A 24546-nucleotide genomic window follows, 5' to 3' on the forward strand; every position below is an offset into this window, starting at 1 on the left:
TTTGTTAACATCAACATTCAGCTTTTTCCCGTTAAAACCCAAGCAGCTATTGTTCGTAAAAAGAAAACATCCGCATTAGCGTAACAAAAAAATCATTTTGGATAACTACCCGTATTAATTACTTTGCGCAGCGAACACTGCATAAAAAGATATATAATGGAAGAAGATATACTGATACAGATCAGTAACCGGATAAAAGAACGCCGCCGCGAAAAAAATATAACCGTACAGGAACTTGCAGTAAGGGCCAATGTAAGTAAAGGCCTGATATCACAAATTGAAAACAGCCGCACCATTCCGTCGCTCATTGTACTGATAGATATTATTAAAGCACTGGAGATAGACCTAAATGAGTTTTTTAAAGATATGCGCTCAAAAAGCAACCATCCACCGGTTTTAGTAAAGCGCAAACATGAATATGATCACTTTGAAAAAGAACATGCCGATGGTTTTCATTACCAACGCATATTTACACAATCAATAAGCCAAAGCACGGTTGATATAGTAATATTGGAGCTTGAACCTGATGCTTCCCGTCCCCTTGTTGAAACCGAAGCATTTGAATATAAATACATATTGTCGGGCCAGATAGCCTACCAGTTTAATGATGATACCATAACCCTTAACCAGGGCGATAGTATGCTTTTTGACGGCCGCATTCCTCATACCCCAAAAAACATGGGAGATACAACGGCCAGTATGCTGGTAATCTATTTTTTTGAAGAAAAGAAATAGATCATTTGAAAAGTACCGAATTTGAAAATGCACAAATCATTTTCAAATTTTCAAATCAAATAAATATTCAAATTATTTTATCTTCTCAACCACCTTAACCAAACCTTAACACTAATTTAGTTTAATTTTAATAAAAAAAGTTTAGTATTGCTAAACAATTATATTTGTTATTATGAGCATAAAATTAGTGGTATTTGACATAGCCGGCACTACGGTTAAAGACGATCATGAGGTTAGCAAAGCTTTCAGGGCTGCTATGCAAAAGTCTGGTTACGAAGTTGAGTTGGAGAAAATAGATCCGCTGATGGGTTATGAGAAAACCCTCGCTATCCGCAAAATGCTTGCCGAACATGAAGCCGATCAATCAGTTATTACCGACGAACTGGTAACTACCATACATAAAGAATTTGTACAGCAAATGATAAACTTTTACCAGTTTGAGCCGGGCATTGAACCGTTGCCAAACGTAGAAGAAACATTTACCAAACTGCATGAACAGGGTGTAAAAGTTGGTATCAATACCGGCTTTTCGCGCGATATTGCCGATACCATTGTAAACCGCCTGCAATGGCATGAGAAAGGCCTGATCGATTACGTTGTGGGATCAGACGAGGTAGAACTTGGTCGCCCGCACCCTTTCATGATCCGGAAAATGATGGAAGAAGCCGGCATAACCGATGCACTTGAAGTTGCAAAAGTAGGTGATACCGAGGTTGACGTACGCGAAGGGCAAAACACTGGCTGCAAATATTCCATAGGCGTAACTACAGGAATTTTCACTCGCGCCGAGCTGGAAACCTATAATCCTACCCATATTATTGACGATATTGCACTGGTAGTTGACATCATAAATCAATAAGTAAATGAGGCTGATTGAAAGTTTACGTGCAAAAGTAGCCCAATGGCCTTATGCACTGATTTCAGTTTTGGCAGCGGTTTCGGCCTTCGGGACGTATACATCCATGTATGCTTTTCGTAAGGCTTTCGCGGCGGCAACTTTCACAGGTCACGAATACTTTCATGTTGATTATAAAGTTTGGTTGGTTATAGCCCAGGTTATCGGCTATATGAGCAGCAAATTTTACGGCATCAAATTCATAGCCGAAGTAAACAGCAAAACCCGTGCACGCTATATTTTAGTATTAATTGGCATTGCCTGGGCAGCCCTGCTTGCCTTTGCTTTTGTGCCTGCACCGTGGAATATCGCCTTCCTTTTTATCAACGGTTTCCCACTGGGGCTTATCTGGGGCCTGGTTTTTGGTTACCTGGAAGGCAGGCGCTCAACCGAGTTCATGGCATCGGTATTGTCCATCAGCCTCATTTTTGCATCTGGTTTTGTAAAAACAACAGGGCGTACTTTAATAAGCAGCTTTCATGTAAATGAATATTACATGCCTTTTTTAACGGGGGCAGTATTTGCATTGCCGTTATTATTTTTTGTGGGCTGTATGGAGCTCATCCCCGCACCTACAGCAGAAGATAAACACTTGCGTTCGGAACGCACTCCGATGAATGCCGCCGAACGTAAGCAGTTCGTCATCCGTTTTTTACCCGGCATCATCCTCACCCTTATTGTTTATGTACTGCTCACCATTATGCGTGATGTGCGCGATAATTTCGAGGTAGAGATCTGGGCCAGCCTGGGCATAAAGGATAACAGCATTTTCACTACTACCGATATTAAAATTTCGCTGGTGGTATTGGTAGCAATGAGCTTGCTCATCCTGGTGCGCAAAAATCTGCGTGCTTTCAGTATTATCCATTTAATGATCATTGCCGGTTGTGTACTGGTAGGCATATCAACCATCATGTTTACCCTTAAAATGATGGGGCCAACCTTATGGATGACCTGCGTAGGCCTTGGGCTGTATATGGGCTATGTACCTTACAACGCCATATTTTTTGAACGGATGATAGCCTCGTTCCATTATAAAAGCAACGTAGGCTTTATCATGTACATCGCCGATTCGATGGGATACCTGGGCAGTGTTAGCGTTTTATTGGTAAAGGAACTGGGCCGGCCGTCAATAAGCTGGGGCGCATTTTTCCAGGAAGGTGTAATGATCGTAGCACTGGTTGGTGCTATCTGCGGATCCTTATCGCTCATTTACTTTTTACAAAGCGCTGCACGCGATAAAAAAAAATTGAATACCGAAGAAGTCACGGATGAACAGATAAATTTTCAGACGATAAGTCCGCAGCCATGAGTTCGAAGTCAAAAAATTGACGAATGAACAATGACCTAATGAATAATATAATGAGCGAAAATAATAACTCAAAAAACTCCACCTTCAGGGGGCAGGGGGGCACTGCTATAATTATAGGCGCAGGTATAGTAGGTTTGGCTACTGCCCGCGCTTTAGCCGTTCGCGGCTATAAGGTAACCGTGTTTGAACGTAATGAACGCGCGGTAGGCGCTTCCATCCGTAATTTTGGTATGGTATGGCCTATAGGCCAGGCCACCGGGCCAATGTTTGAGCGCGCCATGCTGTCAAAAAGCATCTGGAAAACAGTTTGCACTGAAGCTAACATTTGGCACAATGAAGTAGGTTCATTACACCTGGCTTATCATGATGATGAACTGCAGGTGATTGAAGAGTATGTAGATGTAAATAAAAAACACCGTGATTGCGCCGTGTTAACTCCCGGCGAGGCTATTTCAAAATCACCGGCAATCAATACCGATGGTTTAAAAGGTGCACTATGGAGCGGCGAAGAAATGATTGTCGAATCGCGCGTGGCAATAGGTCAGGTAGCTGCTTATCTTGCCGAAAAATTTGGCGTTGAATTTCACTGGAATACTGCCATCAGCCGCATAGAACATCCAAAAGTTAGTTCAGGTACCCAAAGCTGGGCAGCTGATGAGATCTATGTTTGCAGCGGTGCCGATTTTGAGACGCTTTATCCCGAACTATTCGCGCAAACCCAGATCACCAAATGTAAGCTCCAAATGATGCGTTTGGTAACCCAGCCAGATGAATGGCGCATCGGCCCTTCATTATGCGGTGGTTTATCCATGATCCATTACCCCGGTTTCCAGGCCGCAGCTTCATTGCCCGCCTTGCGCAAGCGCTATGAAGAACAGTATGCAACACACCTGAAATGGGGTATCCATGTGATGGTATCACAAAATGGCAGCGGCGAACTTACCATCGGCGATTCGCACGAATATGGTTTGGTTCATGATCCATTCGACAAAGAATTTATTAATAATTTAATAATCGAATACTTACATACATTCGCCAATTTTAAGGACTGGAAAATGCTTCAGTCATGGCACGGCATCTACCCTAAAATGACCAACGGCGCATCCGAACTTGTAGTGGACATTGAACCTGGTGTACTGCTCATTAATGGTCTTGGCGGCAATGGAATGACATTATCATTTGGATTATGTGAGCAGGTTATTTCGCAGCGGAAAGACGGGGTAGTTCATGGTTGATGGTTCATAGATCATTGATTTTTAAAAAATCAACCATAAATCCTGAAGATTTAAAAACAACCATGTTAAATTGGCTGTCGCCATACATAAAAACTAAAAACAACCATGATCTATCATCCATAGGCCATGAACTAAACAAAATAAACATGTCTGATTCAAGGAGAGATTTTCTTAAAAAAGCAGCCTTATTAACCGGAGCGGCCGGTCTCGCCAGCATTTTACCCGAATCTATTCAAAAAGCAATGGCCATTAACCCGGCTCCGGGCAGTACCTACCTGGATGCTGAGCATATTGTGATCCTGATGCAGGAAAACCGCTCGTTCGACCATACCTATGGCATGCTTAAAGGAGTACGTGGTTACAACGACCCGCGCGCTATTGATCTGCCAAACAAAAACAAGGTTTGGCTGCAATCAAACAAAAAAGGCGAAACCTATGCTCCTTTTCACCTTGATATTAAAAATACCAAAGCAACCTGGATGAGCTCGTTGCCGCATTCATGGGCCAACCAGGTGAATGCCCGTAACGACGGTAAGTTTGATCAGTGGCTTAACGTTAAACGCAACAGCATTAAAGAGTATTCAAACATGCCTTTAACCATGGGTTTCCACAACCGTGAGGATATTCCATTTTACTATGCTTTGGCAGATGCATTCACCGTTTGCGATCAAAACTTTTGCTCGTCATTAACAGGTACCAACCCCAACAGGTTATATTTCTGGAGCGGTACCATCCGTGCCGAGCAGCATGAAAACTCGCTTGCGCACGTTTGGAACGATGACATGGACTATGGCACCCTGAACTGGGCTACTTTCCCCGAGCGTTTGGAAGACCATAACATATCGTGGAAACATTACCAGAACGAAATTGCCATTGATACTGGTTTACAGGGCGAAGAAGATCCCTGGTTATCCAATTTCCAGGATAACCCGCTGGAGTTTTTTGGCCAATATAATATTAAACTGTACGACAAGCACATAGCCCATCTGCAAAAAAAATCAACTGATTTGCCTGATGAAATAGCAACCGTTGAAAAACAAATTGCTGCTTTGCCTGCCGGCGATGCCCATATTGATCACCTGCAGAAACAGCTTAAACAAAAACAGCGCGACCTGGAGAACACCAAAAAAGATATGGCAAGCCTTGATCCAAACAAGTTTGCCAGTCTTTCGCAACGCGAAAAAAACCTGCACCAAAAAGGTTTTGTAACTAATACCAATGATCCGCACTACCGCACTTTAAGTCCGCTGAAATATAATGATGAAGGTACCGAGCGCGAAGTATTAGTACCCAAAGGCGACGTGTTGCATCAGTTCCGTGCCGATGTAAAAGGAGGCCAGTTACCAACTGTAAGCTGGCTGTCGGCCCCTGAGCATTTTTCCGATCACCCAAGTTCGGCCTGGTATGGTGCATGGTATGTATCTGAAGTACTGGACATCCTTACACAAAATCCTGATGTTTGGAAAAAGACAGTTTTCATTTTAGCTTACGATGAAAATGACGGTTATTTTGATCACATTCCTCCGTTTACCGCACCCAATCCGCATAAGCCGGGTACGGGTAAGGTATCTGAGGGAATTGACCCGAGTGTTGAATTTGTAACCTTAGAGCAGGAAAAAGCCCGCAAAAACTTCCCCGAAGTGTTTGACCGCGAAAGCCCGATAGGCTTAGGCTTCCGTGTGCCGCTGGTAATTGCTTCGCCATGGAGCCGCGGCGGCTGGGTTAACTCCGAAGTGTTTGATCATACCTCGACACTGCAATTTTTAGAAAACTTTTTAACGCATAAAACCGGCAAAAAAGTAACCGAACCCAATATCAGCGAGTGGCGCCGTACGGTTTGCGGTGATCTTTCGAGTGTTTTCCGTCCGTACAATGGCGAAAAGATCGAAAACCCTGAATTTGTTGCCAGAGAAGCATTTTTAGAAAGCATCCACAAAGCCCAGTTTAAGAAACTCCCTTCAGACTATAAACTGCTTACTGCCGATGAAATTGCGCAGATCAATAAAGACCCGCATTCATCAGTATATATGCCGCAGCAGGAAAAAGGCATCAAACCATCATCGGCCCTGCCTTACCAGCTTTATGCAGACGGTAAATTAAGTGCGGATAAAAAATCGTTTGAAATTAAATTTACTGCAAGTAATAAGGCATTTGGCGCTAAGGCATTAGGTTCGCCATTCAACGTATATGCCCCGGGCAAGTATGCTACGATGAATGATCCGCAGAAAATGGAAGACCTGCGTACCTGGGCTTACACAGCTAAAGCCGGTGATACTTTAACTGATGTATGGCCGCTGCATGAATTTGAAAACAGCGAATACCACCTGCGTACCTATGGCCCTAACGGCTTTTTCCGTGAATATCAGGGTAATGCTGCCGATCCACTGGTTGATGTTGCTTGCGAATATGAGCAGGCTGCCGGTAAATTAACAGGGAATGTGAGCTTAAAGATCACTAACCATACCAACAAAGCGCAGACCGTCGCGGTAGCTGATCATGGTTATAAAACCGGCGATCATAAAGTTTCCGTAAAAGCAGGCGCCAGCACAATAATAGCGTTAAACTTGAGCAAAACCCATGGCTGGTATGATTTCAGCACGAAGGTTGAAGGATTTGAAAAATTCACAAAACGCTTTGCTGGCCGTGTGGAAACTGGCAAATCAAGCTTCAGCGATCCTTTAATGGGGAAAACATTAGCATAATATTTAACACCACATCATGCGAAAGCCGGGCTATCCAGTCCGGCTTTTTCTTTATCTGCATTTTGTTTTATGAATTGAATATGACATTGAGCCGCTTGCGGCTTTAGAAACAACATTATATATTGCGTAATCAGTTACATAATTAATTACATATAATATGGAATTCTTTAACAAAGTAGGAAAAATGGCCATAGGTAGCCGCCTGCGAATGCTTACCGAAACCATGACAGAAGATGCTGCACGCATCTACAAACTATATGATATAGATTTTCAGCCAAAATGGTTCCCTGTTTTTTATGTATTGCAGGAGGGCGGCGAGTTTACAATTACCTCAATAGCCAAAGAGATAGGGCACTCCCACCCATCTGTAAGCAAGATCATTGCTGAAATGGTGAAGAATGATTTTGTTGTTGAAAAAAAGGATAAAACTGACGGCAGGCGCAATATGGTAAGCTTATCTGCCAAAGGGCGCGAAGCAGGGGCAAAAATCCAGGATCAATATGCCGATGTCACCGGTGCGGTTGAAGAACTTTTATCGCAGGCAAACCACGACTTGTGGAAAGCCATTGAAGAATGGGAATATCTGCTGGAACAAAAATCATTGTTGCGCAGAGTACAGGAACATCAAAAGATGCGGGAGAGCAATAAAGTACAGATAGTACCTTATGAGCCACGCTATAACGCGGCCTTTAAAGCATTAAATGAGGAGTGGATCTCCAAATACTTTAAAATGGAAGAAGCCGACTACAAGGCACTTGATAATGCGGATAGTTATATCATTAACAATGGGGGCTTTATATTAGTTGCCCTTTATAACGACGAGCCGGTTGGTGTATGCGCATTGTTAAAAATGAACGACCCGGATTATGATTATGAGCTTGCTAAAATGGCGGTATCGCCAAAGGCCCAGGGAAAAAACATAGGTTTTTTATTGGGACGGGCCATTATTGAAAAGGCAAAAGTCCTTGGCGGTCACAAGCTATACCTGGAAAGTAATACCATTTTAAAACCGGCTATCAGCCTGTATCATAAACTGGGCTTTGTAAAAATAGCGGGCAGGCCTTCGCCATACGAGCGCGCCAATATCCAAATGGAACTTGAGCTAAAATAAACAGCCAATATTATGCCCGAAATCTCCTGACTTCGGGCGACTATACCTGTAGTTTATAACTACAGGATATTATTGTCTTCATTAACAGATATATTAACTATTGTATAACAATTGTGAATAAAATTAACAAACAGTTTATACTATTCTTTGTTTATTGCAATTGAAACTTAAACACTATATCTATATGAAGCATAAAAAATTCCTGTTCAGTCTGTTAACCGCGGCTGGTTTAATCACGGGCCTTAACGCCAATGCACAATTCGGAAGCCTGTTACAAAAAGCTAAAGATAAAGCAGCCCAAAAAGCCAGTGATGCTTTTGACAAAAAAACCTCATCATCATCTTCTTCGTCTTCATCGTCAACCTCCGGGGCACCTAAGAGTAATAAAATAATTATCAATACCGGGTTTGATTTTGTTCCGGGAGATACTGTATTATTTGCCGAAGACTTTTCAAATGTATCTGTCGGCTCTTCGGCCAAAACATTTAAAACCAATGGATCAGCTACTATTGTTTCTGCCGGGGGCGAAAGCGGCAAATGGCTGGCCCTGGCAGACAACGCGACTTACAAATTCACCAAACAGCTTTTTTACCCAAAACATTTTACTGTAGAGTTTGATATCCTGGCTGTTGCCGATAAAATTAGTGATATCTATCCGGTTACTTTCGGTTTTGTGACGGATAACAGCATCCGCGACTATATCAGCAGCGGGGGTGCTTATGTGCAACTTAAATATTATAATAATGACGATGTATCTGTAGATAGCGAATTCCTGAGCAAATACCTCAACAGTACATTTGATTTAACCACATTTACCAACCGTAAAATGCACGTATCATTAGTTGTTGACGGCGACCGCATGGTGGTATATCTTGATCAAACCAAACTGGCCGATACTATGGCATTCATGCCAACAACGGCTAAAAACCTCTACGTAAGCGCCCCAATGCAATACAAAAACGGATCGAAAGTGCTGGTAAGCAACTTCAGAATCATGGGCTTTAAAAAGGTATAAGGTTAGATTTTAACATTTCGTTTGGAAATCCTTTGGACTACGAAGGAGAATGACAAAGCGATTGAAGACTTACGAAGTTTTAAAAACTTCGTAAGTCTGGATTATACATATATGATGAGCACTTACCCTTAACTCGGACCTTTATGCTGAAACTCTGGTTTTAGCAGGCTGTTCATGGCCTTACGCAGCTTCAATACCTTAGGTACCGAAACGTGGCTGATATATGGGTTATCCATATGCAGGCGGTAATATCCCTGGTGATAATTCTCGGCAGGATATAATATTTTAAAAGGAACAACCTGTGTAACAATCGGACTGCTGTAATGATGACTGGCATTAACTTTAGCTATTACACTTTCCAGGGTTTTCTTTTCTTCAGGTGTGCGGTAAAAAGCTGCAGAGCGGTAGTCATCGCCCACATCGGGTCCCTGCCTGTCAACAGTCGTGGGGTCATGTGCATAAAAGAAAGCTTCGGCCAATGCGGCATAGCTTATTTCGGCGGGGTTATAATACACTTGTACCGATTCGGCATGGCCGGTATTTTTACCGCAAACATCCTCGTACGTTGGATTTTTAGTTGTGCCGCCCGAGTATCCGGCCACTACTTTATTAACACCTTTCAGCTCATATAAACCTTCAGAAAGGCTCCAGAAGCAACCACCGGCAAAGGTGGCCACCTTTTCGCCTGCCTTTGGAGCAGGCAGGCTTGCAAAGCCGCTACCTCCTGTTTGTGCGTCGGCGCAGCCAAATAACACCAGCAAGCCAAGCAGGCATACATTCAATTTTTTTGTTAACATGATGATTTAAATTAAATAGTTTAATTATTTAGCCGGAACAAACTTGAAAGCGTATGAATCCATGCAATAACGCTTACCTGTAGGTGCCGGGCCGTCATTAAAAACATGGCCAAGGTGCAAACCCGTACTGGCTTCAACAACCTCTTCACGCACCATTCCGTACGATGTATCTTTAACAATTTTAATAGCTTTTGGGTCTATAGGTTTAAAAAAACTTGGCCAGCCTGTGCCAGATTCAAATTTAGCGTCCGAACTAAATAAGGGTTTACCGGTAGCTGCACTTACATATATCCCTTTTTCGTGGTTATTCCAATAAGGGTTATGATAAGGTTGTTCCGTTCCCTTGTTTACCAATATTTCATAAGCTTCGGGGGTTAACACCTGCTTCCAGTAACTGGCTGGTTTGGCATCGGGATACGTCTTTGTATCAACAGTTTTATCGGCGTGCGGAGCACTTTGGCTACACGCATTAAAGGCCAATAATATCAATGGTATTACAAACAAATTTATCTTTTTCATACCCCCTTAGTCGTAGATATACGAAGAACCTTACAGTAAAGTGTACGTTATTCTGTCATTTAATTGTCTTCATTCAGTTTAAACGGAATATTGAATATTAACGAATCTTCTAAGCATTTCCTTTCACTAAGCCCAGGTTCAGAAAAAATAAGAAAACCTTGTAAGGATTCCCCTCCCTGCCCGACTAAAGCACAAATCAAAACAACAATATAATATGGGTTATAAACTTCTACGCAAACCATTACCACCACATTGATTTATGCAAAGCCAAAACAGCACCAATATCAACCTTGAAAACAACACGGATCCGCATGTTTGGGTAGCCCGTTATGCCGACTATCTTTATAAATATGCCCTCACCCGTATCAGCGATGAAGAATTAGCCCGCGACCTGGTACAGGAAACTTTTTTGGCGGCCCTTGAACGGCTTCAAAAATTTGAAGGTAAAAGTACCGAGCGTACATGGCTCACCGCTATTTTAAAAAACAAGATAATTGATGTTTATCGTAAAAAAGCATCGGCCTTTGTTAAAGATCCGGGCGTAACATTTGCCGAATGCGAAACAGACGATTTTTTTGAACCGGATGTCCATAACTGGAAACCAGACCACAGGCCGGTGGAATTTGGTATTGAACAAGCAGATCAGTTCGAAAGCAAAGAGTTTCAACTCGTACTGCAAAAATGCCTGAGAAAGCTGCCCTCATTATGGCTCTCCGTTTTTACCATGAAACATCTTGACGATGAACCTGCAGATACAATTTGCAACGATTTGCGGATATCATCTTCTAACTTTTGGATAATTATTCACCGCGCCAAACTAAGCCTGAGAGAATGCCTTCAAAAAAACTGGATTTAAACTGATTGAATATGGACGAATTAACTAAAATAGCCTATAACTGTAAAAAAGCGACCTATTTGATTGAGAAGCAGGATATAGGCGAGATCACACTTCGCGAAAAACTGGAACTAAAAATCCACCTGGCGGGTTGTCATGTTTGCAGGGTATTTCAGCAACAAAGCACCGCTATAAACCGCATGATTAAAAACATGTTTCACCAGCCCATCGACGAAAACATTAAACTGGACGACAAATTTAAAAACGAGCTGCAGCACCTGATTGACGAGCAACTGGAAAAGTAAAACCTATAGATAAAACTTATACTTCAACCGGTTCATTATAATGACGCTTCAAAAAAGCAGTCGCCATTTTGTCTGGGCCGCCTATTTAACCGGCGGTACTATACCCATGGTATAAACATCCCCGAACCATGATTGCAGATAAATTTATTCACTATTTTTTTACAATTGAAACCCGCATGCTTCGCATACTAAAACCAAATCCCCAACGTATTAACGCTAAATAGCACCCCGGGTTAAAATTTTCGACCCCAAGTAGCGTAATGCCTGCTGATTACGTAAAGTTAAAATATCAGTTTACTACCAATATTTTAGTTTATGAAAACAGTTCAGCAAAAATTAACAAGGCGGGCAGGCATTATCGGGATGGTGTGTTTGCTGGCAGCAACACTTAGCTCGTGTTTAAAGGACCATAACAACTATGTTCAGCCGCCGGTGGCGCTCGTTTCGGTTATCAATGCCTCTCCCGATTCTGAACCGGTTGATTTTTATCTTGAGCCCAACAGGGCTAATACTTTCCCAATTCGTTATGGCCATGGTATAGATTATGTTAATGCCTACCCAGGCAAAAGAACAGCAACCTTTTACGTTTCGGGCACAAAGCAAAAAGTTGCAGCCGATACCATTGATCTTACAGCCAAAAAACTTTATTCTGTTTACCTGGCCAACACAGCAGGCAAACGCGATGTAATTTTTGTTGCCGATTCTATCGTTCAGCCGGCTTCCGGGATGGCCAACATCCGTTTGGCAAACTTAAGCGCCGATGCTGGTACGGTTGACCTCGTTACTTCAAAAGACAGTGTTTTGGCCTCAAATAAAGCTTACAAACAGGTATCTGATTTCGTGACCATTAAGGGCAATGTTACCTATACACTTAATATCCGTCAAAAAGGTACCACAACAGTTTTAGCCAGCCTTACCAATGTTAACCTTCGTGCAGGTTCGATATATACCGTATGGCTACAGGGTATTAAAGCAGCTACCGACGACAAAAAACTAAGTGCAGATATTCAAACCAACGTTTTCTATTATTAAATAACCTATACCTATGTTGTAAGACCCGGCCTTTGTGCCGGGTTTTATTTTATTCAGGCAGTCAAAGGGTTAACAATTTCATAATATAAACTTCGCCATATCTAAACCTTGCCATTATACATTTAACCCGTTAATGTTTTTTTGATAAACCTCAAATTTCCGGAAAAGATGGATGAGCGCGTAGTGATGGTAGTGCCGGCCCGCATGGCATCAAGTCGTTTATATGGCAAGGTAATGCTGCCCATATCAGGTAAAAGTTTGTTAGCGCGCATGGTAGAGCGGATAGGTATGATCCAGCATCAGGCCAGCATTGTTATCGCCACTTCTGAAGACGCAGAAGATGATGTTATTGCAAAAGAGGCTGAAAACCTTAACGTTCAGTGTTATCGTGGCAGCCTTGGCAACTTATTGGACAGGCATTACCAGGCAGCAAAATTATTTAATGTCGATGTGGTTGTCAAAATCCCTGCCGACTGCCCGCTGATCGATCCGCGGATCATCGACAAAGTGCTCGAATACTTTTTCAGCAACAGGCAAAAGTTCGACTATGTGAGCAACCTATATCCGGCTACTTACCCCGATGGCAATGATGTAGAAGTAATGACCATGGCCTGCCTTAAACAAGCCTGGGAAAATGCCGGTCGCCCTTATGATTTGGAGCATACTTCACCATATATATACGAAAACCCGCTCATCTTTAACATAGGCAATGTAACCTGGGAAACCGGGCTGGATTATTCCATGTCGCATCGTTTTGCGCTTGACCACCCCGAAGATTTTTACTTCATTGAGCGCGTATTTAAAGAGTTATACCCGGTTTGTAACCGCTTTTCATGCCAGGACATCATTAACCTGCTAAAACTAAAACCTGCAATTTACGAAATCAACGCGCGCTATAACAGCACCAACTGGTACAACAAACACCTGAGCGAAGTGAAGCCAGAGTTTGCGATGGCGTAAGGTTGTTTGAATCAGAATTTACAGAATTTTAAGATTAACAGAATTAGCGCAAAATTCGATGAATTCCTTAATTCAAAAAATTCAGGTTCGGACAAAATCCTTCAATCCGGCAAATCCTAAAAATCCCGGTTCAGACAAATTCCAAAATAAATAACGCCCTCTTTTGGCGCAAGTGTTGTGTGGCGGGCTGAGGGATATGCTCACTTGTGCCTGAGCCACTGTCTTGCGCTCGTTTCCAACATGCCGCGTACCCACATCTTTTAATTATTATGATGAATTAAAAGAAGATGTCATTTCGACGAACCGGTTGGGGGAATGTGCGGATGTGGTGAGCAGAAATCTTATACATCCAGCTCTAAACTACGTAAAGCGACTTTACAGGGCATATAGGATTTCTCTTTCGCTCCCCTACTCAGGCCTACCCTGCTCTATCGAAATGACACTTTTTATTTAAAACTTATGGGTACACGGCAGGTTTCCTGTCTTGCGCTCGTTTGCAACGAGTGCTTAATATGGTTTGGCGATTGCATCGCCAGTTGCGTTATAAACGCTAACCCAAGTTAAGCACTCGTTGCAAACGAGCGCAAGAAATGCCGGTGTAATCCCCGATAAAAAATCCGAAATCGAACATCCCAAATCCGAAATAAATAATTCAACCCTTGTCCTATTCCTCCGATCTCATTTGATATAAAGGTGTAATTCATATATTTATTAACCTTTAAAATTTAAAAAGATGGACGAATTCGTTTTAATTTTCAGGCACGAGGATGGCACTAAAGTAGCTTCTCCCGAACAGATCCAAATCTGGATGAAACAAACTATGGACTGGATTGGCGGCATAGCTGCTCAAAATAAATTTGTTAGCGGCACCGGCCTCCCTTTTGCAGATGCCAAAATTGTAGGCCATGGCGGTGTGGTAACCAACGGCCCCTTCGGCGAAATCAAGGAAACCATCGGCGGGCTTGTCACTGTAAAAGCCGAATCGGTTGAGGAAGCCGTTGAATTTGCCAAAGGCTGCCCGGTATTACAAGGCGAAGGCAATACCGTTGAAGTGCGGAAAGTTGCCAAGAATGACGGAGTACATTAAGTAATTCAAAGTATAATAAACTATAATCTATGTCATTGCGAGGAACGAAGCAATCGCATGCTATACAGAGCGGCCATGCTTACGCGCGATTGCCAAGCTATCGCTCGCAATGACATTTTTGGTCATCCCCATGCAAAACCCTGAAATCATCCCCCATTTATTCCGCACGGAATATCGTAAAATAGTATCGGTACTTTGTCGCCGCTTTGGGTTTGATCAGATGGAAACTGCTGAGGATATTGCCAGTGATACCTTCCTCACCGCGGCGCAGGCCTGGAGTTATAAAGGTATCCCAACTAACCCTACCGCCTGGCTTTATAATGTAGCCAAAAACAAGGCAAAAAATCATTTGCAGCGTAATACTATTTTTGAAAGCAAGGTATCACCGGAAATGCAAACGGCAGAGAGTTATGAACAGGATATAGATCTCTCGCCACAAAACATCAGCGACAGCCAGTTGCAGATGATGTTTGCCGTATGTCATCCTGCCATCCCACCCGAGGCACAGATCGGGCTCGCTTTAAGGATTCTGTGCGGTTTCGGAATTGATGAAGTAGCCGAAGCTTTTCTTACCAATAAAGAAACCATTAACAAACGTCTGTTCAGGGCAAAAGAAAAAATCCGAAACGAAAAAATAAAGATTGAAATGCCTGGCTCCGCCGAGATTGACAACCGGCTGGAAAACGTGCTTACTACCATTTACCTGCTGTTTAGCGAGGGATATTATTCGGTTAGTGATAACCAAATTTTGCGTAAAGACCTTTGCTTTGAAGCCATGCGCCTTTGCCACATGCTTATTGAAAACGAGGGCACCAACAAGCCCCAGGTTAACGCATTGCTTTCGTTGATGTATTTCCACGCGTCACGATTTGAGGCCCGTACAGATCAAAACGGCGGGTTAGTTTTATACGATGATCAGGATACCAACCTCTGGAACCAGGAACTTATAACCAAAGGCGCCTGGCATTTAAAACTTGCAACTACAGGAATACAACTCTCAAAATATCACATAGAAGCCAGCATAGCCTACTGGCATACCCAAAAAACTGATTCAAAAGAAAAATGGGAGAATATACTGCAACTTTATAATCGCTTGCTGCAAATTGCTTACTCACCAATAGCGGCGCTTAACCGCACCTTTGCACTTGCCAAAGCCAATAGCCCTGAAGAAGCCATTATTGAAGCAGAAAAACTGCAACTTACCAATAACCAGTTTTACTATACCTTGCTTGGCGAGTTATACACAGGTATTGATAACGCGCAGGCAAAACTAAACTTTGAAAAAGCCTTAACGTTGATCAAAACACTCGCCGATACTGCCATTATACAAAGTAAAATAGATAAGCTTCAGGATTAATATCAGTCTCCCCCAACCAACCTACTGTGTGTACACATCTTTTTAAGTAAAAGAAAATGTCATTTCGATAGAGCAGGGGTGGGCCAAGTAGTGGAGCGAAAGAGAAATCTTATACGCCCTATTGAGCCGTATGCAAAGTATGGAGTGTGATGTATAAGATTTCTCCTCACTGCATCCGCACATTCCCAAGCTGGTTCGTCGAAATGACATTCGGTTTTATTTATTGATATTCATTGACAAGATGTGTACGCACAGCAGCCAACCAACCGCAATATAAATACTGATAATCAATAAGTTAAATAACTTACCTCCATCTTACAAATCCCACCCACTTCCTTATTTAAATATTTTTTCTGATTCGCTGTAAGGTTTGATGATCTGTCCCGACAAAGGGGAAAAAATCAGACATCAAGATTAACACAATCATGAAAAAATTATTCAATCTCCTGTTAGTTATTGTATTTACTGCAAGTATTGCTTCGGCACAAAGCCAAACAGACGTTCGCAAAAAACAATTCAATTTAGATAACACCGGTCTGGCCATTGAAGGTTATGACCCGGTTGCTTACTTCAGCCAGCAAAAAGCTATTGAGGGTAAAAAAGAAATTGCTCTTATCGATAATGGCGTAACCTATCATTTTGCTACCACTCAGGACAGGGATTTATTTAAAACCAACCCTGCAAAATACGAGCCTCAATACGGAGGCTGGTGTGCTTACGCGATGGGTGCTAAAGGTGAAAAGGTGGAGATAGATCCAAAAACTTTCAAACTGCTTGATGGTAAACTGTACCTGTTTTACAACAAGTTTTTTAACAACACTAAAAAATCATGGGATAAAGACGAGGCTAACCTGAAAGCCAAAGCCGACGCCAACTGGGCTAAGACAGTCCGCTAACAAGTCTTCAATAATCAATTATAAATCAATCTAAAATCACAAAAATGAAACGTTTTTTAATTATCACGGCACTTGCATTGGTTACCGCGGTTCAGGCTTATGCGCAACAATCAGAAATATTTGCACCCGGCGGTAAAGCAATTAAAGGGTATGACCCGGTTGCATTTTTCAAAGAATCGAAACCGATAAAAGGGTTAGACAAATTTCAATACCAATGGAAAGATGCTACCTGGTTTTTCTCCACCAGCGAAAACCTTGAAGCTTTTAAAGCCGATCCGGAAAAGTATGCACCCCAGTATGGCGGTTATTGCGCTTACGGCACTTCGCAGGGCCACAAAGCACCAACTCAAGCAAATACATGGACTGTGCTGAACGACAAGCTTTACTTTAATTACAACGATAAGGTAAAAGAACTGTGGACCAAAGACCAGGCAAACCTCATTAAAGCAGCCGATGAAAAGTGGCCGGAGATGAAGGGACAAAAGTAATCTGCTATACAAAATCCCCTCATGAGAGGCGGCGCGAAGGAGTGAGCGGTAGCAGGGGTGTGTTTATTCAGTACGCTTATCAAAGCAGATACACACCCCTCCGCCCCCTCTCAAGAGGAATCGCACAAGCCCGCTTTTTTAGATCTATTTAAACCACCACCACAAAATGAAAACCACCAACAAACCGATAGTACTGATCACCGCCGGCCCTACCCGCGAAGCTATTGATCCGGTACGTTTCATCAGCAACCATTCATCGGGCAAAATGGGCTATGCCATTGCCCAAGCTTTTTTAGATAAGGGCTTTGAAGTGATTTTGGTTTCGGGGCCGGTAAACATCAGTTTATCTCATACCAACCTTAGGGTTATTCATGTTAACTCGGCTGATGAAATGTATTCGGCCTGCCAAAAATATTTCCCGGTAGCTCAAATAACCGTTTTCGCCGCTGCTGTGGCCGATTATAAACCGTCACAAGTGTATGCTCAAAAAATGAAAAAGTTGGCACATGAATTTAGCCTGCAAATGGTTAAAAACGTTGATATCGCCTTTGAATTCGGCAAGATCAAACGTAATGACCAGGTATCAATCGGCTTTGCCCTTGAAACTAACGATGAGGAACAGAACGCCCTTAAAAAACTATACAGTAAAAACCTCGATCTGGTGGTGCTTAATTCCGTGCAGGACGAGGGTGCCACATTTGGCCACGACACCAACAAGATCACCATCATAAACCGCGATTTCCTGTTCCAGGCCTTTCCGCTAAAAAGCAAAGCAGAGGTAGCTGCGGATATCGTTACAGCAGCCATCAAAGCGGGCAAAAAACAAGAACACCATGCACACTTATAAATTCAAACACACAACAATCATGACTTATACACAATTCAATATATTGGTTTGGGCCCTGCGCCTTACGGCAGCCATCATTATGCTGCAAACCTTATTCTTCAAATTTACTGCTGCGCCCGAGTCGGTTTACATATTTACCAAATTGGGCATGGAGCCCTGGGGGCGCATCGGTATTGGCAGTATGGAACTTGTAGCAGCCATACTGATCATTATTCCACGCACTACTGGTATCGGAGCTTTAATAGCGGTTGGCCTGATGGCAGGTGCTATATTTTTTCACCTCACTAAATTGGGCATTGTTGTTCAGGGAGATGGCGGTCAGCTTTTTATACTGGCAGCTATTGTATTCACAACATCGGCCATACTGCTTTACATTTTCCGGAAAGAGGTAATGAACCTTATTCCATTCCTTCATTAACAAAATTAAAAACCCGCTAATCATTAGCATCATGCAATTGAAAGAACCTATCTCCAATTTATTGGAGCAACTACAATATGTAATTGACGAATTAAGTCCTGTACAGTACACCCAGCCGGTAAAACTGCTATCGCAATCAAGCATTGGCCAGCATACCCGTCATATCCTTGAGTTTTTTGTTGAGCTGAACAAAGGCTATGAAACCGGCATGGTTGACTATGATAAACGCATCCGCAACAAAAACATTGAAGCAGATAAAGATTTTGCCATCACAACTATCCGCCAAATAGAGGCCGGGATTCAAAAGCCAGATAAAGAATTGTTGCTTCAAGCCGAATACGGTGAAGGCGAGACAAATTCAACGCAGGTATTTTCTAACTATTACCGCGAGCTGGTTTATAACCTGGAACATACAGTTCATCACATGGCATTGATCCGTATTGGGGTGAACGCCGTATCAGATGTTGTTATCCCCGACGAATTTGGCGTTGCAGCGTCAACACTTAAGTACCGCAGGGCATGTGCACAGTAACCTACATCCCCACAAAAAATGGTTTTCAGCTCACTTCCAATCGCGATGAAAACGTTAACCGCGGGCAGGCCATAGCACCGCGCAAATATCAAAATGGCAGCCACACCCTATTGTACCCTAAAGATGCCGACCGCAATGGCAGCTGGATAGCTGCAAAAAACAACGGCGATACCGTGGTACTGCTAAATGGAGCCTTTGTAAAACACAAAGTCATGCCATCATATAAAACTAGCCGCGGACTGGTATTAGTGGATCTGATTAATGCCCAAGATCCATACCTGTTTTATCAAAATAGTGATCTTGAAAATATTGAACCTTTCACCGTAGTGCTTTATACCGGAGGCAACTTATTTGAATGCCGTTGGGATAGTGAACGCAAACACATCAAATTACTGGATGGCAGGGATGCGCACATCTGGTCGTCTGCTACTTTATATGATGAAGCTGCTACAGCTAAGCGGACCGCCTGGTTTACTAACTGGCGTAAATCGGCCAATCCGGATACGGCAGAAGCTATTTTGCATTTTCATCATCACGCCGGCGAAGGTGATGATAACGATGCCCTGGTAATAAACCGGGACGGTAAAATGAAAACAGTAAGCGTTACCAATATTAACGTAAGCCCCCAAAATATCACCATGACCTATCATGATTTGAAGGATGGTAATAAATATATTAATGATCTTGCCATAACCGAAAAAGATAGCAAGCCCCCTGTTCTGCCTCGTTTTTTTGGTTTGAAACGTTTTTTAATCAAGCTCTTTAATTGGGAATATTGGTCATTAAACATGGTATACGCGCCAATTATGTTTTACTGGTTTTGGCTGAGTTTAAAGGCACGATCATTTTTCTTTTTCAGTACGGCCAACCCGTTGATTGAAAATGGAGGCTTCACGTTGGAAAGTAAAGCCAGTATTTATGACCTCATCCCTCAAAAATATTATCCCCAAACCATCCTGTTTAAAACCGGTGCAGACTTTAGCGAGATTACATTGGCAATAAAAGAAAAAGGGTTCAGTTACCCGCTGATTGCCAAGCCCGATATAGGCGGCAGAGGAGTACAGGTAAAACTGGTACATAACGAAACCGGATTATTGGAATACACACAACAGATCAGGGTCGACTTTTTGGTGCAGCAATATGTTAACTACAACCACGAGGCAGGCATATTTTATTACCGTCTGCCCGGCGAGGCGAAAGGCCATGTAACCGGCATAGTTGGAAAAGAATTTTTAACCCTCACCGGGGATGGCAAACACACCATGATGGAGCTTATTGTTAAGGAACCCCGTTATCTGCTGCAGTTGCCTGTGCTAATAAATACCTACGGCGATAAATTAAAGCATGTTTTGCCTGCCGGCGAGTCAAAGATACTGGTACCTTATGGTAACCATTCGCGCGGCGCTAAGTTTATTGACTTTAGTCACCTTATTACTGATGAGCTAACGGAGGCCATAGATAATATGTGCCGCGAAATTCCCGGATTTTATTTTGGACGGCTGGATGTAATGTACAATACCTGGGACGAGCTAAGCAGTGGCAAAAACCTTTCCATCATAGAACTGAACGGGGCGGGTAGCGAGCCAACCCATATTTACGATCCTAAACATTCTATATTTTTTGCCTGGGGCGAGATCATCAGGCATTGGAAAATCCTATACCAGGTAAGTATACTTAATAAACAACTTAAGGGAATTAACCACATGACTTACAAACAAGGCATAACCATGCTTAAAAATAACACCGAATACTTTAAACTGGTAGCATGAGCATGACAAAGCAATTAAAACTATTTTGGGTAGCGTTCAGCATTAGTTTTGTTGGGGCGCTACCCATCGGTACATTAAATACCAACGTGGCCAACTTTGCCCTCAATGGCAATTTCACCGGGGCAGCCTGGTTTGGCTTCGCCGCTATTTTAGTCGAAGTATTGATTGTGCGTATAGCGTTGGTGGTGGTTGACCAACTGGTGCGTTTAAAAAAACTGTTCAAAATATTAAGCGTGGCCTTTTGCATTGCTATACTGGTGCTGGCCTATAAAACATTGGAAGCCGCCTTCCATATGCGCAATTTCCAGGATGTGCTGCCTTTTGTACGGATGAACCCTTTTTATGCGGGATTATTGTTAAGCCTGCTTAACCCGCTGCATTTACCCTTTTGGATGGGCTGGACTGCTGTTTTAAAAAGCCGCAAGGTGTTAAGCAGCGAGCCCCGTGCCTATAATATTTTCATAGCAGCAATAGGTACCGGTACATTACTGTCATTTATTATTTATGGCATCGCAGGCAATTATCTGATGAACGTGCTCAAAACACAGCACAACCTCATCAACTGGATCCTGGGTTTAACCTTATTAATGACAGGCCTGGTGCAGGCTTATAAGCTTATAGCGGCACAAATACAGTTAAATAAAAATCAAATGAAAAAATCAGCTCAGGCATTATTGATATTTTTAGTTGCCACGATTATCGGCTTCGCATCATGCACATCAAAATACAAGCCTTTACTTAATTCACAACAGGGTATCAATTTTAAAACAACATCCCTTGCCAATGCACAGGCAGTGGCTAAGACAGCAAATAAACCCCTGTTTGTATTTGCACACGCTTCATGGTGTCCAACCTGCAAACAAATGGAGCAGGAAGTGCTGATCAAAAAAGAATTGGGCGATGCTTTTAATGCTAACCTGATAAATGTGGCTATTGATATTGACAGTAAGGATGGTAAAACATTAAAAGAACAATATCCAATCAGGGCAACCCCAACATTGTTCTTTTTTAATGCAGATGGTTCGCCTGCTAAAAAGCTGGAAGGATTTACTTCGGCTGATGTTTTATTGGCAGAGGAAAAAGAGTTGAAGAAGTAAATAGCTCCGAATACATGAATGACAAATCTGACGAAGACTTACGAAGTTTTAAAAACTTCGTAAGTCTGGATTCTACAACTTACTTTAGGTATAAACGAAACATCTTCTCTACCCTGTATTACGAATATACCCGGCGAAGAAGATGTTTCACTACGTTCAACATGACAACCGGTTTAACTGGTTATTATTTAGGCAAGCCCCCTAAAAAGCCCAGCACATCCTGTCCTATTTCTTTAGCATGTGTTTCCAAAGCAAAGTGGCCTGTGTTGTAAAACTTAACGGTAGCATTTGGATTATCCCGTTTATAGCCTTCGGCACCGGCAGGTAAAAAAAACGGATCTTTGTTACCCCAAACAGCTAACAGCTTTGGTTTATGTTCTCTAAAATAAGCCTGGAATTTAGGATATAAAGCTACGTTAGTACGATAATCAAGCATCAGATCAAGCTGAATTTCCACATTTCCGGGGCGGTCAAGGGTTTGCTGATCGAGTGTATAGCTTTCCGGAGCAATTAATGACGGGTCTGACACGCCTTCAAAATATTGGAATTTGGTCATTTTTTCTTTCACGAAATCCCTTAAGGCATCCCTGTTTTCCTTAGTTGAATCCTGCCAGTATTTTTGGATCGGGTTCCAGCCGGTGCTCAGGCCTTCTTCATAGGCATTACCGTTTTGCGATATGATGCCGGTTATTTTTTCGGGGTTAGCAAGTGCCAATCTTAAACCGGTAGGCGCGCCATAATCAAATATATAAATGGAAAAACGTTTCAAACCAAGCTCATCAATAAATGATTGCATAGTAGCAGCCAGGTTATCAAAAGTATAATGAAATTGGGTATGATCGGGCATATCTGAAAATCCAAAACCAGGAAGGTCGGGAGCCAGCACGTGATATTTTGTACTTAAAGTTGGGATTAGGTTCCTGAACATGTGCGATGATGTAGGATAACCATGCAACAACAATATGGTTGGTGCTTCTTTAGGGCCTGCTTCGCGATAAAAAATATTTAAGCCATTGGCTTTGATGTCGCGGTAATGAATCTGATTAGTTTCCATAGTATGATTTTTTGAAGTTGAGTTTCGGGTTGATTGCGCTTTGGCTCCGCTTACCATCAAGGTAGCCACAATTGCATTTATTATCAGTCTTTTAAGCTTCATTTTTTCTGTTTTGATGATTCAAAATTAATGTTGATATTTGATTATTAAAAACGATTAATAGTGATATTTAAAATCATAAATAGTGATTTATGAACACAAATGACTTAAAGATATTTGAAGCGGTGGCTGCTAACGGAAGCTTCACCAAAGCGGCCGAAGCCATGTTTACCGTACAGTCAAACGTAACGGCACGTGTTAAAAACCTGGAAGAAGAATTTGGCGCCGATCTGTTTACACGTACATCGCGCAAAGTAACGCTAACCAGCGCCGGTGAAACGCTGATGCAATACAGCAAGCAGATAGATCATTTGATGCAGGAAGCCAAAAAGGATATTAAAAAATTTAACCGGGTAAGCGGCAATCTTAAAATAGGCTGTATCGAAACCACCATGGCTTTTAAGGTACCGGATATCCTTAGCCGTTTTACAGAAGCCTATCCGGATGTCGACCTGGAATTTAAATCGGAAATGCGCAGTGAGCTCATAAATGATGTAATTAACTACAAACTGGATGCTGCCTTTGTATCGGCACCTATCAATTCGCCAGAGCTGGAACAGTTACATATTAAAGAGGAGCAATTGGTTATCCTGGCTCCCGCGCAAGGCCCCGGGCTTAAGGAATTGCTCATGAACCAGCCGCTTAAGATCATTGTGTTTGACCAGGGGTGCGTATTTCGTGCCCGGTTGGAAGCATGGCTTAATTCAAAAGGCATTATCCAATATAAAAGTATCGTATTGAATTCGCTGGAAGGGATCATCAACTTTGTGGAAGCCGGTTTAGGGATAAGCATCCTCCCGGCCGAATTGATTGAACAATATTATGCTGGCCGCAAGCTTAAAACACATCCGCTTAATAAGGAACTTGGCACCATGTCTACAGTGCTCATCTATCGTAAAAATGTACCGCAATCGAGGGCATTGAAAGCTTTTGTGGAGATGTATTGATTATTGTCCCTGCATTTTTTATTAACATTCAAAACCTTAATTTGCATACGGCAATAATCATCAACTCGTTATAAACCTCAATGTGATATGGAAAACAATATCGGCACAAAAGAAAACCCGATGACGCTGAAAACACCGCCATTAACTTCGGATTATACCATGTATCTGGACACGAAGGATGGGAAACCCATACTGGTTTGTACTGTTGGTAAAACAATACTTCATTACGATTACCGTTGCCTGGCCGACCTGCATGCTATGTTAACCGCTCACGGCGATTGGATGGAACTTGGCAGCGCCGACGAGCAAAAGCCTGCTAAAGAAGGAACCGTAGAAGCCTGGGGCCGGTCAGAGACCAACCCGGTTGGGGGCTGGTATGGCTTAAAAAAAGGGCTTCGCGGCCGCTTCGCCATGTATGTTCCCCCTTTGATGGAGGCATTAGGCATGGTTGAATTAACCCACGAAGCAAAAGGCAATAAAGTAAAAGCCAAATAATAAGCCG

Annotated in this window: 25 protein-coding genes; 22 read left to right on the forward strand and 3 right to left on the reverse strand. The window is 42.5% G+C overall.

Going from position 1 to position 24546, the window contains the following annotated elements; all coding sequences use genetic code 11:
* The first annotated feature begins 156 nt into the window (after window positions 1-156).
* The 7 genes from ACEN9X_RS07345 (at window position 157) to ACEN9X_RS07375 (ending at window position 9005) form a co-directional block, all read left to right on the forward strand.
* Window positions 157-735, forward strand: coding sequence for a helix-turn-helix domain-containing protein (locus tag ACEN9X_RS07345; protein ID WP_413669751.1), 579 nt, complete (start codon window positions 157-159; stop codon window positions 733-735).
* 172 nt (window positions 736-907) lie between these two features.
* On the forward strand, window positions 908-1594 hold the full coding sequence (locus tag ACEN9X_RS07350; protein WP_413669752.1) for an HAD hydrolase-like protein: 687 nt from the start codon (window positions 908-910) through the stop codon (window positions 1592-1594).
* Between the two features lie 4 nt (window positions 1595-1598).
* Complete coding sequence (locus tag ACEN9X_RS07355; RefSeq protein ID WP_413669753.1) at window positions 1599-2942, forward strand: DUF5690 family protein; 1344 nt, start codon at window positions 1599-1601, stop codon at window positions 2940-2942.
* Between the two features lie 50 nt (window positions 2943-2992).
* Complete coding sequence (locus ACEN9X_RS07360; protein ID WP_413669754.1) at window positions 2993-4177, forward strand: TIGR03364 family FAD-dependent oxidoreductase; 1185 nt, start codon at window positions 2993-2995, stop codon at window positions 4175-4177.
* A gap of 146 nt (window positions 4178-4323) precedes the next feature.
* On the forward strand, window positions 4324-6879 hold the full coding sequence (locus tag ACEN9X_RS07365) for a phosphocholine-specific phospholipase C (protein ID WP_413669755.1): 2556 nt from the start codon (window positions 4324-4326) through the stop codon (window positions 6877-6879).
* 157 nt (window positions 6880-7036) lie between these two features.
* Window positions 7037-7990, forward strand: coding sequence for a GNAT family N-acetyltransferase (locus ACEN9X_RS07370; protein ID WP_413669756.1), 954 nt, complete (start codon window positions 7037-7039; stop codon window positions 7988-7990).
* Between the two features lie 184 nt (window positions 7991-8174).
* Window positions 8175-9005, forward strand: a complete 831-nt coding sequence (locus ACEN9X_RS07375) for a hypothetical protein (RefSeq protein WP_413669757.1) — start codon at window positions 8175-8177, stop codon at window positions 9003-9005.
* 128 nt (window positions 9006-9133) lie between these two features.
* Here the strand turns inward: ACEN9X_RS07375 and msrA are convergent, their stop codons facing one another.
* The gene (msrA, locus tag ACEN9X_RS07380; RefSeq protein ID WP_413669758.1) at window positions 9134-9802 is read right to left on the reverse strand and encodes a peptide-methionine (S)-S-oxide reductase MsrA; all 669 of its coding nucleotides are present in this window, start codon (window positions 9800-9802) and stop codon (window positions 9134-9136) included.
* A gap of 24 nt (window positions 9803-9826) precedes the next feature.
* Entirely contained in the window at window positions 9827-10321 is a 495-nt protein-coding gene (msrB, locus tag ACEN9X_RS07385; protein ID WP_413669759.1) for a peptide-methionine (R)-S-oxide reductase MsrB, read from the reverse strand.
* 259 nt (window positions 10322-10580) lie between these two features.
* On the opposite strand from msrB, the gene ACEN9X_RS07390 reads away from it, so the two are divergent.
* From ACEN9X_RS07390 to ACEN9X_RS07450, 13 genes are all read left to right on the forward strand, one after another.
* The gene (locus ACEN9X_RS07390) at window positions 10581-11177 is read left to right on the forward strand and encodes a sigma-70 family RNA polymerase sigma factor (RefSeq protein WP_413669760.1); all 597 of its coding nucleotides are present in this window, start codon (window positions 10581-10583) and stop codon (window positions 11175-11177) included.
* An 11-nt stretch (window positions 11178-11188) separates the two neighbouring features.
* Window positions 11189-11461 (forward strand): hypothetical protein, encoded by a 273-nt coding sequence (locus ACEN9X_RS07395; protein WP_413669761.1) that lies wholly within the window; start codon window positions 11189-11191, stop codon window positions 11459-11461.
* 315 nt (window positions 11462-11776) lie between these two features.
* Complete coding sequence (locus ACEN9X_RS07400) at window positions 11777-12493, forward strand: DUF4397 domain-containing protein (RefSeq protein ID WP_413669762.1); 717 nt, start codon at window positions 11777-11779, stop codon at window positions 12491-12493.
* 141 nt (window positions 12494-12634) lie between these two features.
* Window positions 12635-13453: a cytidylyltransferase domain-containing protein gene (locus tag ACEN9X_RS07405; protein ID WP_413669763.1), complete on the forward strand. Its 819-nt coding sequence runs from the start codon at window positions 12635-12637 to the stop codon at window positions 13451-13453.
* A 733-nt stretch (window positions 13454-14186) separates the two neighbouring features.
* Window positions 14187-14540 (forward strand): YciI family protein, encoded by a 354-nt coding sequence (locus ACEN9X_RS07410; protein WP_413669764.1) that lies wholly within the window; start codon window positions 14187-14189, stop codon window positions 14538-14540.
* A gap of 130 nt (window positions 14541-14670) precedes the next feature.
* Entirely contained in the window at window positions 14671-15897 is a 1227-nt protein-coding gene (locus ACEN9X_RS07415; protein ID WP_413669765.1) for an RNA polymerase sigma factor, read from the forward strand.
* A 425-nt stretch (window positions 15898-16322) separates the two neighbouring features.
* Window positions 16323-16793 (forward strand): YHS domain-containing (seleno)protein, encoded by a 471-nt coding sequence (locus tag ACEN9X_RS07420; protein ID WP_413669766.1) that lies wholly within the window; start codon window positions 16323-16325, stop codon window positions 16791-16793.
* Between the two features lie 44 nt (window positions 16794-16837).
* Entirely contained in the window at window positions 16838-17281 is a 444-nt protein-coding gene (locus ACEN9X_RS07425; protein WP_413669767.1) for a YHS domain-containing (seleno)protein, read from the forward strand.
* A gap of 166 nt (window positions 17282-17447) precedes the next feature.
* Complete coding sequence (locus tag ACEN9X_RS07430) at window positions 17448-18128, forward strand: phosphopantothenoylcysteine decarboxylase (RefSeq protein WP_413669768.1); 681 nt, start codon at window positions 17448-17450, stop codon at window positions 18126-18128.
* 19 nt (window positions 18129-18147) lie between these two features.
* The gene (locus tag ACEN9X_RS07435; protein WP_413669769.1) at window positions 18148-18546 is read left to right on the forward strand and encodes a DoxX family protein; all 399 of its coding nucleotides are present in this window, start codon (window positions 18148-18150) and stop codon (window positions 18544-18546) included.
* A 31-nt stretch (window positions 18547-18577) separates the two neighbouring features.
* Window positions 18578-19078, forward strand: a complete 501-nt coding sequence (locus ACEN9X_RS07440; RefSeq protein WP_413669770.1) for a hypothetical protein — start codon at window positions 18578-18580, stop codon at window positions 19076-19078.
* The gene (locus ACEN9X_RS07445; protein ID WP_413669771.1) at window positions 19066-20847 is read left to right on the forward strand and encodes an NRDE family protein; all 1782 of its coding nucleotides are present in this window, start codon (window positions 19066-19068) and stop codon (window positions 20845-20847) included. Before ACEN9X_RS07440 ends, ACEN9X_RS07445 begins: the two co-directional genes overlap by 13 nt.
* A gap of 2 nt (window positions 20848-20849) precedes the next feature.
* Window positions 20850-21944, forward strand: a complete 1095-nt coding sequence (locus tag ACEN9X_RS07450; protein WP_413669772.1) for a thioredoxin family protein — start codon at window positions 20850-20852, stop codon at window positions 21942-21944.
* A 184-nt stretch (window positions 21945-22128) separates the two neighbouring features.
* Here the strand turns inward: ACEN9X_RS07450 and ACEN9X_RS07455 are convergent, their stop codons facing one another.
* Window positions 22129-23100 carry an alpha/beta fold hydrolase gene (locus tag ACEN9X_RS07455; RefSeq protein ID WP_413669773.1) on the reverse strand — a complete coding sequence of 324 codons (972 nt, stop codon included), beginning with the start codon at window positions 23098-23100 and terminating at the stop codon, window positions 22129-22131.
* An 89-nt stretch (window positions 23101-23189) separates the two neighbouring features.
* On the opposite strand from ACEN9X_RS07455, the gene ACEN9X_RS07460 reads away from it, so the two are divergent.
* Window positions 23190-24044 carry a LysR family transcriptional regulator gene (locus ACEN9X_RS07460; protein WP_413669774.1) on the forward strand — a complete coding sequence of 285 codons (855 nt, stop codon included), beginning with the start codon at window positions 23190-23192 and terminating at the stop codon, window positions 24042-24044.
* An 87-nt stretch (window positions 24045-24131) separates the two neighbouring features.
* Window positions 24132-24539, forward strand: coding sequence for a DUF6855 family protein (locus ACEN9X_RS07465; RefSeq protein WP_413669775.1), 408 nt, complete (start codon window positions 24132-24134; stop codon window positions 24537-24539).
* The last annotated feature ends 7 nt before the right edge of the window (window positions 24540-24546 follow it).

The organism is Mucilaginibacter sp. Mucisp86, from assembly GCF_047324315.1.
GTDB lineage: Bacteria > Bacteroidota > Bacteroidia > Sphingobacteriales > Sphingobacteriaceae > Mucilaginibacter.